The organism is Nocardia goodfellowii, assembly GCF_017875645.1.
GTDB classification, from domain to species: domain Bacteria; phylum Actinomycetota; class Actinomycetes; order Mycobacteriales; family Mycobacteriaceae; genus Nocardia; species Nocardia goodfellowii.
In genome coordinates this window covers 7,393,141-7,408,610 of the sequence record NZ_JAGGMR010000001.1, presented here as the reverse complement: position 1 = coordinate 7,408,610, position 15,470 = coordinate 7,393,141, and the positions used below count along the sequence as shown (strand labels likewise).

Genomic DNA, 15,470 nt, shown 5'->3' with positions numbered 1-15,470 from the left:
GCGGTTGGTCACCGGTGCAGGGCGGCAAGGACCTGCCGGGCGGTGTTGGCGTGTCCGGCGGCGTTGGGATGTAGGGAGGCGGGTGCATCGAGACCTGTGGGAAGCACTCCGACCATCCACCGTTGCTCCGGCGCGGCACAGGCGTCGTGGTCCTGGGTGGAGGCGGCGAGGTTGACGAAGGTCGCCTCGTGTTCGGCGGCTTCGGCCGCCATGACGGCGTTGAGCTGGTCCAGTTTGGACTGCAGGTATGTCGCGTCGTCGGCCCAGGTCGGCTGGATATGCGGGCATCCGCCCGGGCGGATACCCGTGGGGTAGCCGACCAGGACGATGTGCGCGTGCGGGGCGCGGCGGCGGATCTCCTCGATCACGGTCCCGTAGGTGGGAGCGAAGGCGGTGATGTTCGCACCGATGCGATCCTGTCCGTCGACGGTGTTGGCGGTGGCGCAGGAGGTGCCCATCGATTCCGGGAGCAGGTTGATGCAGGAGACGCCCAGCTGGACCAGCCCGATGTCGTTGCCGCCGATACCTATAGTGACCAGGGTGGTGTCGGCGGTGAGCGCGTCGTACTGGGGCGCGTGAACCGCTCCTGTCGGATCGGGCTGGGGAGCGGCGAGGTCGGCGGTGGTGGCCCCGCCGCAGGTCACATCACGGAAACGGGCGACGCCCAGTGCTTTGGCGAGCAGGCTGGGGTAGTTGACGGCGGAGCGGCCGCATATGCCCGCTGTGTCCGCGGATAGGGGTGCGATGGCGAATCCGGCGGCGAACGAATCGCCGAGGGCAACGTAGACCGGTTGGGGTTGAGCCTGTGCGGCACCTGTGGTCGGAGTGAGCGCCAGCAGGCCGATGGCGGCGAGAGCTAACGGGTAGCGGGGCAAGCTGATTCGGGGCATCAGGGTCGAGTCCTTCGAGCAGTGGAGGTCGTGTGTGGATCGTTGAAGATGTTGTGCGACAGTGCGTTACAGGATGGAGTTGACTGTCACTGGCGAGCTGGATCGAACTCGGTGTCGGCGGGCGGTTCCGCCGCGAGCCGCAACTGCTGGGGTGTGCAGTCTGCCGCGCTGACGGTGAGGGTGATCGGGCCCGGCTGTTTTCCGGCGCGGATGACCGCGAGTGCCCGGCCGTAGTAGGTGGTGTGGACGTTGTCGGTGAAGTCTTCGTCGGTCGTGGGTGCGGCGCTGCCCAGTCCGAGCAAGGTGGCGGCGCCCTCGACGGTGACCGTGATTTCGCGATCGGCGAGGGGTTTTACGATTCCGTTGTGATCGGTGAGGGTGATGTCCAGATGCGCCAGATCGGAGCCGTCGCTGATCAATCGGGTTCGATCGCTGCGCACGGTGAGCTGTAATCGCGCATCGGCGCTGCGCAGGCTGCACCGCCCGATTTCGGTGCCGTCGTGCTGGTAGGCGACGGCAGTGAGTACGCCGGGCTGATACGGGAGTCGAAATTCGGCGAGGTAGCCGCGCTCGATGCCCGCCGCGCGGGAGCCGATGTGTTTCCCGTTGAGTAGCAAATCGATTCGAGCGGCGTCGGCATAGACCTCGACGACGGCGGTTCGGCCTTCGCAGCCCTCCCAGCTCCAGCTCGCCAGCGAGGTGGTGGAGCGAAATCCGGATCGCGACAGCTTGCGTCCCGCCTGGTCGACCGGCTGCACGGCGATATGCGGGCCGCGACGCCGGTGCCAGATGATCTCGTTGAGGTAGGACTGGGTCTGTCGGTGGCCGGTGATGTCGATGACCGGTGTCCCGGCGAGCAGTGCCGGGTACGGTCGATACAGTGCGGTCGAAGCGCCGTAGACGCGAGTCGCGATCCCGGCTTCGCCGAGGTAATCCCATGCGGTCCAGGTGAAGTCGCCGATGACGTTGGGTAGCTGTTCGATCTCGCGCCAGATCCGGGCGGTGTGCGGTGGCGGCGTTTCGCTGCCGACGATGACGCGGGTGGGGTACTTACGTGCGTCTTTACGGTAGCGGCCGTGCATGTAGTTGTAGCCCGCGATGTCGACGGTCGCGAATACCTCGCGGGTGCGGCGGTCGATGCGAGGCAGTTTGACCAAGTGCCCCAGCTTGTCCATCAGCAGGCTCATCAGGAAGTTCATGACGGCGATGAGGTTTTTGTGCGGTTCGGCATCGGCGTCTTGTCGTTTGCGCTCGTCGCGTGCCGGATCGTCCTCGGCGGCGATCAGGTTGAGCAGGCCGTTGACGCAGTTGGTGACGTAGCGGGTGGAATCCAGGCCGCGAGCTGTGGTGGCTATCCGCTGCGACAGTTCGATTCCCCGTGGGGTAGCGGTTTCGGCTATCTCGTTGCCGATGCTGTACATGATCACCGACGGGTGGTTGTAGTCCTTGGCGATCATCGCTTCCAGATCGCGTTGCCACCACCGTTCGAAATACTGGGAGTAGTCACCGGACAGCTTCGGGCGGAACCAGACGTCGGTGAGCTCGTCCAGCACCAGCATGCCGTGGCGATCGCATGCCTCCAGTAGTGCGTGCGAGGCCGGGTTGTGGGCGCTGCGAATAGCGTTGTAACCGGCGGCTTTGAGGATGCGGATACGGCGGTCCTCGGCGGCGGGCAGGCCGTGCGCGCCGATCACGCCGTGGTCGTGGTGGATGCAGCCGCCGCGTAGTTTGATCGGTAGGCCGTTGAGCCGCAGTCCGTTTCGCGCGTCGAGCTGTAGCGTCCGGATGCCGAATCGCTCGCGGCAGCGGTCGATGGTCTGGTCGTCGTCGAGCAGGCGGGTCAGGCAGTGGTAGAGATCGGGGTGGTCGGGGTGCCACGGCCGGGCGGCCGGGACGGCGAGGGTCTGCCGGAGGGTGCGGCTGGTACGTGCCGCCAAGCACACCTTCTCCTGATGGTGGCCGACTTCGCGGCCGTGTGGATCGGTCACGGTGTGGGCGAGGGTCACGGTGCGTTCAGTGCATCCGACGTTGGTGATCGTCGCTTCCACCGCGATGCGGGCGCGGGCGGAATCGAGTTCGGTGATGTGGATGCGCAGGCCGTCGGGGGCGATGTGCACGGGGCCGCCGACGAGCAGGTTGACCGGACGATAAATCCCGCTGCCGCTGTACCAGCGACTGTTGGGCGGCCCATCGTTGCGGGCGACGACTTCCACAGTGTTGTTCGAGCCGTAATCGAGGAACGAATCGGCGTCGACGCGGAACACGGTATATCCGTTGGGGTATCCGCCCGCCGCCCGGCCGTTGATGCGCACTTCGGCATTCTGATAGACACCCTCGAACTCCATCACGACATGCCCGCTGCGCCAATCCTCGGCCGCTACAAAGGTTTTGGTGTATCGGTAGACCCCGCCCGGGTAATAGCCCGTGTTCCAGCTGTTGCGGCAGTGCGGGTCTCGCCTCTCGTAGAACATGGCGTCGTGGGGGAGGATGACGGGCCCGCCCTGGTGGCCGCCGGTGAGGTACCAGTCGTCGTTGAATGGATAACGGATCACGAATTCTCCTGGCGTGTACGGCCATAGCGGCGAACACTGCCGCTTACGAGCCGGAGCGCGGCCGAGCACGCTCGGAGCAGCCCCAACCGGAGAGGTCTCTCCGGTTGCTAGGGTAGTGTGCGTGCCGTCACAACCACGTGTCAATAGGGGGCCAGCCGCCGCTGCCCACAATCGCGCGGCAATCCTCGCTGCCGCCCGAATCGTCTTGAGCGAGGAAGGTATCGATGCCTCGTTGGCGAAAATCGCTCGAACCGCCGAAGTCGGATCCGGCAGTCTCTACCGTCACTTCCCCACCCGCGAAAGTCTCGTCCTCGCCGTGTTCGGTGAACAGATCAGCGACCTCGAGGAACTCGGAGCCAACCCGCAGTCCACCATCGACGAAATCCTCGACCTGATCATCGATCAACTTCCGGTCTCGGCCGCGCTGGTCTCCACCCTCACCCCGGCCCCGATCTTCGCCTCCGACACCGCCGATCCGGGCCTGTCCGCGATCGGCGATCGCCTTTCGGCACTGCTGGCCGCCAAACTCGCTTCGCCACGCACCCGCGGAACCATCCATCCGGAAACCACCCCCGAGCAGGTCTTTCTGGCGATCGCGCTGGTAGCCGCTCTACTCACCAAAACCGCCAGCCCGTTGCGCCCGGCGATCGCGGCGCAATGCTGGCAAGTTCTGCTCCAGGGCCTGCGTCATCCCGCCACGCATGCGGACTTATCGTCCCGGGCGGCCAGGCGGAAGGTCTCGGCTGAATTCGAGGGGTGAAATGAAAAAACCCCTGACCGGTATTGCCTGGTCAGGGGCTCTTACTGCTCCCCCATCTGGACTCGAACCAGAAACCTGCCGATTAACAGTCGGCTGCTCTGCCAATTGAGCTATAGGGGACTATCCGGTGGCTCGTCTGTGCTTGGCGGGCCGAGAAGAAACTTTAGCGTACGGTTGGGTTGGTTCCCAAATCGTGGTTCTACCTGCGGGAACGTGGCGGAACGGGGCGCGGGGGCGGGGTGTCGGATTCGAGTGCGAGTCGTGTGATGACGGCGGGGTGGGCGCGGGTGTGAGCAATATTACGGCGGGGTTCGGTGGGTGGAGCGCCGCGCCGGGGAAAGGTGGTCGACTCGCCCTGGGCGGATCGACAGTTGTCGGTGGCTTCGGGCAGGATGGGACGCGCGCACAGGCGAATTGGGAGGAGCTCTACGAGATGCTGCGGTTGATCATCGGCGTCGCTGCCGGGTACGTGCTCGGGACCAAGGCCGGCCGGGTTCGGTATGAGCAGATCAGCGCGGCCACGCGCGCGGTGACGGGTAGCCCGGTCACGCGCAAGCTCGTGCAGGTCGGGCGGCAGAAGTTGTCGGACAAGCTCAGCACGCGGCCGCAGTTGGAGCCGATGGAGCCGCTCGATGAGCGGACCACCGTGTTGATTCCGCACGATCAGTTGCGGCGCTGAACGCCGGTTCTGCTAGGCCACAAGGCAATTCGACACGGGCCGCGTCGGCGCTCCACCGCTGTGAGAGGCGCTGACGCGGCCTGTGCGGTTAGTGGGCTGATCGCAGCGCCCGACCTACCCCGTCGCGAAGTCGTCCGAGTTACCCATTGCCTGCGTGAGCAGGCTCTTGCGGTACTGCTCCAAGGCGACGAGATCCCCGAACAGGGCCATATAGGTTTCGGTCTGCTCGGTGGACGACAGCCGTTGCAGGCGGGATTTGAGTTCGGCGACCTGACGACCGACCCAGGCTTCCTGGGCGCGAGCGAGGACGCCGGTGATGAAGCGGGGAATGTCGGCGGCGGACTTCACCGGGAGCGGTTCGTTGGACAGCTCGGAGACGAACGCCTGGAGGGTGAGGTCGTCGGTGCAGTCGGTGACGGCGTTGACCCACTCCGCGCCGCCGAGGCCGCAGGACGCGCCGCCGGCTTCGGCGATCATGCCGCGGACCGCGACGTAGGCGGGGTGGGTGAAGGCTTCGGCTTCGAGTGAATCGAAGACGGGCCCGGCGATCGCCGGGTATTGCAAAGCGGCGCACAGAACTTGGCGTTGCGGTAGCAGGACCGGGTCGTTCGGATTCGGGCGTGCCGCGGGGTGTTCGGTGACCGTGGGGGAGGGGGCGGCGGTGCCGCGGAACGGGGTGCGGGCGGGCGCGCCGCCGCGGCCGCGCTTGGCTTCCTCGCCGACGCGACGGACCACCGACTGGATGTCGTCCCAGCCGACCCAGCCGGCCAGGCGGGTGGCGTAGGCCTTGCGGGTGGCGTTGTCCTTGATCTGCGCGACCACGGGGACCGCGCGGCGCAGCGCTTCCACCTGGCCCTCGACCTGGTCGAGGTTGTGGTCGGCGAGCAGGCCGCGGATTACGAACTCGTACAACGGGGTTCGGCGGGCGATCAGGTCGCGCAGGGCGCTGTCGCCGGAATGCTGGCGCAGTTCACACGGGTCCTGGCCGTCGGGGGCGATGGCGATGTAGGTCTGCCCGGCCAGGCGCTGGTCGCCGCTGAAGGCTTTCAGTGCGGCGGCTTGGCCGGCGGCGTCACCGTCGAAGGTGTAGATGATCTCGCCGCGCCAGAAGTTGTCGTCCATGAGCAGGCGGCGCAGGATCGCCATGTGTTCGTCGCCGAACGCGGTGCCGCAGGAGGCGACAGCGGTTTTCACACCGGCCAGGTGCATGGCCATGACGTCGGTGTAGCCCTCGACGACGACGGCCTGGTGCCCCTTGGCGATATCGCGTTTGGCGTGGTCCAGGCCGAAGAGCACCTGAGACTTCTTGTACAACACCGTTTCCGGGGTGTTGATGTATTTGCCGGGCATGGTGTCGTCGTCGAACAGCTTGCGCGCGCCGAAGCCGATGACCTCACCGCCGAGATTGCGGATCGGCCAGAGCAGGCGGCGGTGGAACCGGTCGATGGGGCCGCGCTTACCCTGTTTGGACAGGCCGGCCGCTTCCAGTTCCTTGAACTCGAAACCTTTGCGCAGCAGATGCTTGGTGAGGGTGTCCCAGCCGTCGGGGGCGTAGCCGCAGCCGAACTGCTGGGCGGCGTTGCCGTCGAAGTTGCGGTCGGTCAGGAACTTCCGCGCGGCTTCGGCCTCGGGTTCGCGCAGTTTGGCCATGTAGAACTCGTGTGCGGCGGCGTTGGCGGCGACCAGCCGGGCGCGGGTGCCCCGGTCGCGCTGCACGGAAGTGCCGCCACCCTCGTAGTTGATCTGGTAGCCGACCCGATCGGCCATCTGCTCGACGGCTTCGACGAACCCGATGTGCTCGATCTTCTGCAGGAACTTGTACACATCGCCGCCCTCACCACAGCCGAAGCAGTGGAAAACGCCGATGTGCGGGCGCACATGAAAGGAGGGCGACTTCTCGTCGTGGAAGGGACACAGCCCCTTCTCCGAGTCGGCGCCCGCGCGCTTCAGGGCGACGTACTCTCCGACGACCTCCTCGATCCGAACCCGTTCGCGTATAGCCGCGATATCGCGATCTGGGATTCGTCCGGTCACGGCAAGAGTCTAGGCCAATCGATCATCGACACGCCCATCGGCTGCGCCCGAAGCCACACCCGCGCGAGCCGCTGGCACGTCCCCTGGACGGCGCACGGCCCGGCCGGTGGGCAGGTCTGCGAGCCATGGCGGCGGGGAGCGGACCAGCCACGTTGCGCGGCAAGGATTCCGGTCGCGAATGGCGCGCTGTCCCGTCCGCGGCCGCGGTAATCGGACGATTACCCGCCGAGTCCGGCGGCGATCCGTTCCAGCCGGCTTTCGGTGTACGAGGCGATCTGGTCGACGACCACGCGGACACGGGCGGTGTCGTCGTCGGCGGCCTTCCACCACGGCAGCAGCACTGGGTCGAGGCTGTCGGGAGCGGAGTCGAGAAGATGCTCGGCGACCAGGAGGATGCGTTCGCGTTGCAGGTCCTGCCGACGGCGGTGGGCGATGTCGGACATGACGTAGTGCAGGGCGACGGTCTTCAACATCGCGACCTCGGCGGCCACGACGGCCGGGACCTCGAGGTCGGCGGCGTAGCGGGTCAGCGGGCCGGGTCCGGCGACGGCGCGGGTGGCGGTGATCGCGGCGGTGGCGAAGCGGCCGACGAGTTCGCTGGTGAGTTGTTTCAGCGCGACGGAGCTGGCGAAACCGGCGTCGTATTCGGCGGCCGCGGCGACGACCGGGAGATCGGAGAGCCGCTGCGCGGCGGCGATCAGCTCGTCGGCCGATAGCGAGGGATGCCGTTCGTGCCCGACACGGGCGAGTTCGGCCCGCACCACGGGATCGGCCAGTCCGCGTAGGTCGATGCGGCCCGCGATCACACCGTCTTCGACATCGTGCACCGAGTAGGCGACATCATCGGACCAGTCCATGACCTGGCATTCCAGGCTCTGTTTGCGCTCGGGGGCGCCGGCGCGGATCCAGGCCAGACGATCGGTGTCGATGTCGTAGGCGCCGAACTTGGTGCCGGAACCGGTTCTGCCCCAGGGATATTTGATCGCCGAATCGAGCGCCGCGCGGGTCAGGTTGAGGCCGGCGCTGGTGCCGTCTGGAGCGAGAACCTTCGGTTCGAGCCGGGTGAGGATACGGAGATTCTGCGCGTTTCCCTCGAAACCGCCGTGCCGGTCGGCGAATCGGTCGAGAGCCTTCTCCCCGTTGTGGCCGTAGGGCGGGTGGCCGATGTCGTGCGCGAGCCCCGCCAGGTCGACCAGGTCGGGGTCGCAGCCCAGACCCTCGGCGATACTGCGCCCGATCTGGGCGACCTCGAGCGAGTGGGTCAGCCGGGTGCGCGGGGTGTCGCCGTCACGCGGGCCCATTACCTGGGTTTTGTCGGCGAGCCTGCGGAGCGCGGCGGAGTGCAGGACGCGCGCGCGGTCGCGAGCGAACTCCGTGCGGTGCCCGCCCTCGCTTTCCGAAGGCCACAGTGCGGCGGTCTTGGGGGTTCCGGCGACCATCCGCTCCCGGTCGTGTGCGGTGTAGGTCATCGAATATCACTGCCCCGCTGTGTATTTGAAGTCGGCAGAGAAGTGCGTCAACTGGTACCAGAGCAGCGCGCCGGTCTCCCGGGCGATGCCGTGCGCTTGCGATTCGCGGGTGTAGACAGCGGGGCCGGTGCGGGTGGGCGCGGTCCAGGCGTGCAAACCGGCGTCGCGCGCCATCGTGCGGGTGCGCAGCGAATGCCAGGGATCGCTGACCAGCACCGCCGAGGACAACTCGCGCGCGTGCATCGCCTCCGCGACGGCTTCGACGCTGCGCAGCGTGTCCGAACCGGTTTCCACCGCGAGGATATTGTCGCCGGGCACGCCCAGGGACACGAGGTAGTTCTTCCCCGACGCGGCTTCGGTGTAGAGGTCACCCTCCTGTTTGCCGCCGACGGTGATCACCCGTGGTGCGACGCCGAGCTTGTACAGCTTGGCCGCTTGATCCAGCCGCGCCTCGAACACCGACGACGGTGTCCCCGAGTACTGCGCCGCGCCCAGCACCACGATCGCGTCGGCCTTGCTGTAATCCTCGATCCGCGCGACCTGCCACACCCGGAAAGCGGTGCCGCCCACCAGAACCAAACCGATCAGCACCGTGCCGAGAATCAGTCGCCGCAGCCAGCGAGCCAGCCCGGCCCCGAACCCTCGTGGCACGCCGGGGGCGGGAGCCACGTCGGCTCCGGGATGCAAGGTTGGCGAACTCACGCGTTCAAGTCTGCCAGGGTCCGCCGACCGCGGGACATGACCGTGGCAAACATCGCGGGAGCCGCCCCGTCAGGTCCCGGTTATCACCAGCCGCGGGCGCGCCAGTCGGCGAGTTGGGGGCGTTCGGTGCCCAGGGTGGTGTCGTCGCCGTGGCCGGGATAGACGACGGTGTCATCGGGATAGCGGTCGAACAGTTTCGAGGTGACATCGGCGTAGAGGGAGTCGAAATCGGCCGGATTCCGGGTTTTGCCCAGGCCGCCGGGGAACAACGAGTCGCCGGTGAAGAGGTGGGTGCGGCCGGACCCGTCGGTCAGGGCGAGGGCGATCGAGCCGGGGGTGTGACCACGCAGGTGCGCGACCTCGAAACGCAGGTCGCCGATCTCGATGCTGTCGCCGTCGGCGAGCAGGCGATCCGGCCGCACCGGCAGCGGATCCGCGTCGAGTTCGTGCGCTGCCGTCGGCACGTCCAGGGCGGTGGCCACGTCCTTCAACCCCCACCAGTGGTCGGGGTGCTGGTGCGTGGTGACGATGAGCGCGATCTTGCCGGGCGCTTCCCGCTCGATCAGGTCGAGAATGCGTTCGGGTTCGTTGGCGGCGTCGATGAGCAGCGCGGGGCCGGTCACGCACTGCACCAGATAGCAGTTGTTGTCCATGCCGCCGACGGACATCTTGATGATCCGGGCGTCGGGCAGGTCGCGCTGCTGCGGATTGCCTCCCGGCGACACGTGGCCGGTGTAAGGACGGTCGATCGTCGTCATTCCCGCAGCCTAGCCAGTTAGATTCAGTACATGCAGTTGCCATGGAGCCGCCTCGCCCGCTGGTCTGCTTCACTCCTCGTCAGCATTGTGCTGGCCTGCGTGGCGCTGCTGAGCGCGCCGGTGTCGGCCGCGCCGCCGGGCCGGATGGGGTCCTATGTCGTCGACGACGCGAAGGCGCTCGATCAAGCGGAACTCGGCCGGGTGGGCGGCGCGGTCGAGCAGCTGTACACCGACCGGCAGGTGCGTCTGTGGATCAACTACGTCCCCGATTTCAGCGGACTCGGCGCGCAATCCTGGGCCGAGCGCACCGCGCGCGAATCCGGTTTCGGGCGAAGGGATCTGCTGCTCGCCGTCGCCACCGAATCCCGGGACTACTGGTTCGCCGGGGACCTGCCCGAGGGTGTCTCCGACGCCGAACTGGAGGACTTGCTGACCCGCGAGGTCGAGCCGGATCTGCACAACAGCCAGTGGGCCGAGGCGGGTATCGCCATGGCCGACGGGCTGGATTCGGCGATGGCGAGCAGCGACCGCGCCGGTGGCGGTCGCACGGTTCTGGCGCTCTGGGGGCTGATCGTGCTCGGTGTCCTCGGCTTCGGCCTGTACTGGCTGTTCCGTCGCAGGCAACGCAACGAACAGCGGCGCGCACAACTCGACGCCGCTCGCGCACTCGACCTCGGCAACACCGCGGCCCTCGCCGCCCTGCCGCTGGAGACTCTGCACCAGCTGTCCCGGGATGCGCTGGTGGACATCGACAATGCGATCCGCACCAGCGCCGAGGAACTCGAGATCGCCGCCGGAGAATTCGGCGCCACCGCCGTCAGCCCGTTCGTCAACGCGCTGGAGAACGCGAAAGTAGCTGCCTCCAAAGCCTTTTCGATCCGACAGCAACTGGACGACGAAATCCCTGAGACGCCCGATGAGCAGCGCAGCTTGCTCGTGGAACTATTGAGCACCATCGGCCGGGCGGACAAAGAACTCGACGCTCGCGTCACCGAATTCGACGAGATGCGCAGCCTGCTGATCAACGCGCCCGGCCGACTGGACGCGCTCACCCAGGCCATCGTCGACCTGACGGGCCGAATCCCCGCCTCCGAAGCCGAACTGGCCCGGCTCGCCGCGGCTCACCCGCCCGAGGTGCTCACCCCCATCCGGGACAACGTCGGCATGGCGCGGGAACGAATCACCTTCGCCGAGCACAACATCGACATCGGCCGGGACGCACTCGCTCAGCCGGTCGGCAAACAGGGCGCGGCGGTCCCCGCGATCCGGTCGGCGGAGGCGGCGGTCGGACAGGCCCGCGTGCTGCTCGACGCGGTCGACAACGCGTCCGTCGACATCGAGCAGGCGCGCGCCGGATTGCCCGCCGCCCTGGCCGAATTGCGCAAAGACCTCGACGACGCGTCCGGGCTCACCACCCATGGCGGGCCCGACCTGACCGCCGCCGTCGACGCGGCACAGCAGGCACTCCGCAAAGCCGAAACCAGCGGCGGCACAGATCCACTCGGCTCCTTCCACGCCGCCGTCGCGGCCGATGGCGACCTGGACAAGGCCATCGCCGCCGCCACCGACCGCAAACTGGCCGCCGAAGACCTGGCTCGCCGACTCGACCAAGCGCTTGCCAATGCCCGCTCCCGCGTGCAGCAGGCCGGCGACTACATCAGCACCCGACGCGGCGGCGTCGACGCGAACGCGCGCACCCGGCTGTCGGAAGCACAACGCAATCTCGATGCGGCGCAACAACTCAGCGCCACCGACCCCGTCGAGGCCCTGCGCAACGCCCGATCCGCCGCCGATATGGCGGGCCGCGCGCTACACGAAGCGCAAGCCAGTGTGCAGGCTTGGGAATCGAGCCAATCCCGATACAGCGGCTCCTACGGCCGCGGCCCGTTCGGCTACGGCGGCGGATTCGGTGGCAGCGGAGCGGTACTCGGCGGCATTCTCCTCCAAGACCTGCTGCGCGGTGCCGCCGGTGGCCGCTCCGGTGGATCGGGCGGCTGGAGCGCGGGTTCCTATGGCGGATCTTCCGGTTCGCGGCGCATCAGTCGTGGGGGGCGCTTCTAGCTGTGACGGCGACTGCGTCGTCTCGCATCGTGCAACCTCTTACCGAGCAGACGCAAGGGTGAACACCTCACGGTCGTTCACACGTCAACCGTGACTGTGTGGAATCCGGTGGGGCCCACCGGGAACGGTGGGCGGTCGACACCGTCCTGGGTTCGGCCGGAGCGGCTGATCGCCCGCACCTGGAGGGTGTGTGCGCCCGCGGGCAGTTTGAGGGTAGTGCGCCAGCGTCGCCACGACGATGGTGACAGTTCCGCGCCGAGCTCGACGGGCTGCCAATCCTCCTGGCCCACACGGAGTTCCACGGACTCGACGCCGTGCGGAGGAGCCCACGCGACGCCCGCGATCGAAGTGGTGCCGGCGATTTCGCGACCGGGCAGTGTGCTGTCGATGCGCGCATGCGGATGGACCCGCAGCAGTTCGGGTGTCCAGCCGCGGCGCACCCAGTAGTCGGAGTGACTGTCGTCGGTGAGTTCGAGTTCGGTCAGCCACTTCGCGCCGGTGTACTGACCGTAGAGGCCGGGTACGAAGACGCGAGCGGGGAAACCGTGTGCGGCGGTGAGGGGTTCGCCGTTCATACCCACCACCAGATAGCCGGGCAACGCACCGGAGCGCAGTTCGTCCAGCGGAAGCGAAATCGTGTAGCCGTCGATCGCCCGGGTCACCAGCCGGGTAGCTCCGGAATCCGGGATGGCGTGCTTCAGCAGATCCGTCAGCGGCACGCCCAGCCAGCGCGCGTTCCCCGCGCGGCCTTCCCCGGCCCGATTGTGCACGCAGACCAGCACCGCGTCGAATTCCACCGCGTCCGCGATCAAATCGGCCAGTGACAACCGAAGCGTGTGCGCCACCATGCCTTTCACGGACAACCGCCACCGGCTCGGATCGATGCGCGGCGCGCGCAGGCTCACATCGGCCACGTACATCTTGTGCGCGGGCGTCATCAGCGCCGACAGCCCGGCCTCACCCTCCAACCCGTCCTCCGGCGCCACACCGGCCTTACCCAGCGCGCCCAGACGTCGAATCGCTTTGTCCTGCTTGCGATCATGGTCCTTCTGCAAGGTTTGCGCGACCGCCAGCAGCCCGGCCCCGGCCAGTGACCACCGCAACGCGCCGAGCGCACCTCGCGGTCGCCTGCGCAATCCGGCCGCCAGCATCCCGGACGCGGCCACCGCTCCCGCCATGGTCGACACCGACCGCGTCGGCTGCCTGGTGGCCAGCGCTCCCGCCACCGCCCCGACCGCCACGGCCGCGGGCACCCGCGTGCGCTCCGGCAGCGCGCCGATCCCGGCGGTAGCCGCCACCACCCCTGCGCCGACTCCCGCTCGGGTAGCCGCCTTGTCATGCCGCCCGGACAGCGCGACAGTCGCCTCCACCACGCCGATCGGCACCGTATCGATCAGCACCCGCCCGACCGTGTCGATCAGCGACCCGCCCCGCACCGCGGCGATCGCTTCCCCCACCCCCAACGCCGCCACCCCGACCGCCGCCGCCCCCAGCACGCCGCCCCTGGTTCGATCCTGATCCGTTCGCACTGCCCGAACACCCGCTTCCGCTGATCGACTCGCATCGCTACCCCGCATTGTCCACCAACCGGAGAGCAGCCCAACCCCTTTCACCCGTGACTGGTCCCGGACGCTGGGATTACCGCGGTGCGGGATTTGTCGTCCTGGAAAGGCGTACAGGCAATCAGCGATCAGAAGTGTCCGAACAGCCACTGTCCCGGTGCGTCCGCCCCACGGCAGAACTCGCGCAGACCGACGATGATCTCGTCGACGTCGATGGTGCCGCTGTGATCGGTGTCCAGCAATTGGAATTCGCGGTCGGCGAGTTGACGGGGCATGCGGCAGGCGGAGCAGAGGGTGTCGAATTCTTCGCGGCTGAGGACGCCGTCGCCGTTGGTATCGACCAGGGCCAGAACGGCTTCGGCGAGGGGGCGCAGGAGGGTGTCGAAGTCGGCGGCGGTGCGGTCGTGGACCCAGCGGCGGTACTCGGCGGCGCTGATCCGGTTGTCGCCGTTGGTGTCCGCGGCCGAGATACCGAGCCACAGACGCAGGTAACCGGCGCGGACAGCGCGGGCGGTGGGGGTGCCGGGGGAGTGGCGCAGGGCTTGGACCAGGCGCAGGGCGAAGGCTTCGAAATCGTCGCGGCGGAGGTAGCCGTCGTGGGAGGCGTCCATGGCGTGGAAGCCGCGGTAGGCGGGCTCGACGCTGGTGTCTTCCTCGAGCCGGGTCCGGGCCCAGTCGACCGCGCCGTGCCGCTTGTGGTCCAGGATCTGGGCGTGGCCGGCGTCGGCGCAGCGCACGTAGTGCACCGGGGTGCCGGAACCGGCCGAGGCGGTCGCGTAACGATCGACCAAAGTTTCCGGGACGATCACGTCGAGATCGGCGCCCGCGAGGAACATCGGCCGGTCCAGGCGTGCGACTGGGACGGTCGCGGCCGTGAGTACAGCCTGGACGGTGGGCTCGGCGGTGATGTCGACGACCCCGGCGGCGGCGTTGGTCACGCCCGCGCAGGCCCGCATCATGTCGACGAAGGTCGCTTCCTTGGCGCGGTCGAGCAGGCCGCGGCCGGTGCCGGACAGCAGCGCGGTGGGGTCGAAAAGCGGATGGGTGGTGGTCAATCCGGCGAGCAGGATGGGCACGATCGGGCTCAGCGGCGCCGCCGGATCCTGGGTCAGCTGAACTACCAAGTCCGACAGATACACCGGCGGGCACAGCGCCACTCCGCCGCGGAAGTCCAGCTCCGGTGCGTATCCGGTGGCCATCAGCGCGACATGCAAGGCGGCGTGCCCGCCCTGGGAGAAGCCGACCACCATCCAGCGTGGACTGACCGGATGGTCGATCCCGTGTGCCGCCCGCACCGCGTCGACCACATCGTCGGCGACCGCTTCGCCGTTGAAATACGGGTGCGGCCCGGGTGCGGCCAAGCCCTCGTAGTCGGTGGCGGCCACGATATTGCCGCCGGCCAGCCAGCCGCCGATATGGTCGCGTTCCAACGGCAGGAACCCGGTGCGCGACGGCGCGGCGGCGGTGCCCAGCCCGGTGGTCCCGTGCGCGTAACCGATGACCGGCCACCCGTCCGCGGGTGGTGTGCCCGACGGCACGAACACCGAGGCGGTGACGATCTGCGGCCGGCCGGCGTAATCGGTGCCCCGATAGGAGACCCGGTATCCGGCGGCCGCGTTGGCGGGCCAGTGTTCCCGGGGCAGCTCGGTCCGGCGGAGCACCGTGCCGGGCGCGTGGGTTCCCCTCATCGGCTGGCGATCCCTTCTGGGAGGACGGTGGCGTGGTGGACCGGCGTTCGCGCGGTCACGCGTCGGATTATTCAAGTCCGGGCACCGCCGACATCGATGACACGCCGTCCGCATAGGGGCCTAAGCAAACCTCCAGCGAGTCGCCCCGTACGGCTCGGCGGTACCGACGCCGACCGCTGTATGGATGGTGCAGCGATAGAGATGCCAGGGGGCCGGGCCCGCGCTCTGGGCGCTGTACGGTCCGGTGATCGCGGCACCGGAACGCTCTGCGGGCCAGCCACTTTCGCGATACCGGGCAGTGACGGCGGCGAGCGC

Annotated in this window: 11 protein-coding genes, 1 tRNA gene and 1 pseudogene; 3 read left to right on the top strand and 10 right to left on the bottom strand. The window is 68.1% G+C overall.

Features of this window, described 5'->3' with window-relative positions:
- Positions 1–8 precede the first annotated feature (8 nt).
- Positions 9–890 carry an SGNH/GDSL hydrolase family protein gene (locus tag BJ987_RS34340; RefSeq protein WP_209897193.1) on the bottom strand — a complete coding sequence of 294 codons (882 nt, stop codon included), beginning with the start codon at positions 888–890 and terminating at the stop codon, positions 9–11.
- A gap of 86 nt (positions 891–976) precedes the next feature.
- Entirely contained in the window at positions 977–3,442 is a 2,466-nt protein-coding gene (locus BJ987_RS34335; protein WP_209897192.1) for a glycoside hydrolase family 2 TIM barrel-domain containing protein, read from the bottom strand.
- Between the two features lie 115 nt (positions 3,443–3,557).
- On the opposite strand from BJ987_RS34335, the gene BJ987_RS34330 reads away from it, so the two are divergent.
- Complete coding sequence (locus tag BJ987_RS34330; protein WP_307869841.1) at positions 3,558–4,202, top strand: TetR/AcrR family transcriptional regulator; 645 nt, start codon at positions 3,558–3,560, stop codon at positions 4,200–4,202.
- A 47-nt stretch (positions 4,203–4,249) separates the two neighbouring features.
- Here the strand turns inward: BJ987_RS34330 and BJ987_RS34325 are convergent.
- Positions 4,250–4,322 (bottom strand) — tRNA-Asn (locus BJ987_RS34325).
- A 313-nt stretch (positions 4,323–4,635) separates the two neighbouring features.
- On the opposite strand from BJ987_RS34325, the gene BJ987_RS34320 reads away from it, so the two are divergent.
- Positions 4,636–4,881: a hypothetical protein gene (locus tag BJ987_RS34320; RefSeq protein WP_209899577.1), complete on the top strand. Its 246-nt coding sequence runs from the start codon at positions 4,636–4,638 to the stop codon at positions 4,879–4,881.
- A gap of 114 nt (positions 4,882–4,995) precedes the next feature.
- Here BJ987_RS34320 and dnaG read toward each other — a convergent pair whose 3' ends face one another.
- The 4 genes from dnaG to BJ987_RS34300 form a co-directional block, all read right to left on the bottom strand.
- Complete coding sequence (gene dnaG / locus BJ987_RS34315) at positions 4,996–6,915, bottom strand: DNA primase (RefSeq protein WP_209897190.1); 1,920 nt, start codon at positions 6,913–6,915, stop codon at positions 4,996–4,998.
- 218 nt (positions 6,916–7,133) lie between these two features.
- Positions 7,134–8,384: a deoxyguanosinetriphosphate triphosphohydrolase gene (locus BJ987_RS34310; protein ID WP_209897189.1), complete on the bottom strand. Its 1,251-nt coding sequence runs from the start codon at positions 8,382–8,384 to the stop codon at positions 7,134–7,136.
- A gap of 6 nt (positions 8,385–8,390) precedes the next feature.
- Positions 8,391–9,086: a YdcF family protein gene (locus tag BJ987_RS34305; RefSeq protein ID WP_372446916.1), complete on the bottom strand. Its 696-nt coding sequence runs from the start codon at positions 9,084–9,086 to the stop codon at positions 8,391–8,393.
- An 83-nt stretch (positions 9,087–9,169) separates the two neighbouring features.
- A complete protein-coding gene (locus BJ987_RS34300) occupies positions 9,170–9,844 on the bottom strand; it encodes an MBL fold metallo-hydrolase (RefSeq protein ID WP_209897188.1) in 675 nt (224 codons plus the stop codon).
- A gap of 30 nt (positions 9,845–9,874) precedes the next feature.
- On the opposite strand from BJ987_RS34300, the gene BJ987_RS34295 reads away from it, so the two are divergent.
- Positions 9,875–11,905, top strand: coding sequence for a TPM domain-containing protein (locus BJ987_RS34295; protein ID WP_209897187.1), 2,031 nt, complete (start codon positions 9,875–9,877; stop codon positions 11,903–11,905).
- A gap of 77 nt (positions 11,906–11,982) precedes the next feature.
- On the opposite strand, the gene BJ987_RS38150 is transcribed toward BJ987_RS34295, so the two are convergent.
- The 3 genes and pseudogenes from BJ987_RS38150 to BJ987_RS38145 form a co-directional block, all read right to left on the bottom strand.
- Complete coding sequence (locus tag BJ987_RS38150; RefSeq protein WP_209897186.1) at positions 11,983–13,434, bottom strand: molybdopterin-dependent oxidoreductase; 1,452 nt, start codon at positions 13,432–13,434, stop codon at positions 11,983–11,985.
- A 161-nt stretch (positions 13,435–13,595) separates the two neighbouring features.
- Positions 13,596–15,155, bottom strand: a complete 1,560-nt coding sequence (locus BJ987_RS34285) for a lipase family protein (protein WP_209897185.1) — start codon at positions 15,153–15,155, stop codon at positions 13,596–13,598.
- Between the two features lie 120 nt (positions 15,156–15,275).
- Positions 15,276–15,467: pseudogene (locus tag BJ987_RS38145) on the bottom strand (pyridoxamine 5'-phosphate oxidase family protein); the annotation flags it as partial.
- Positions 15,468–15,470: the final 3 nt, after the last annotated feature.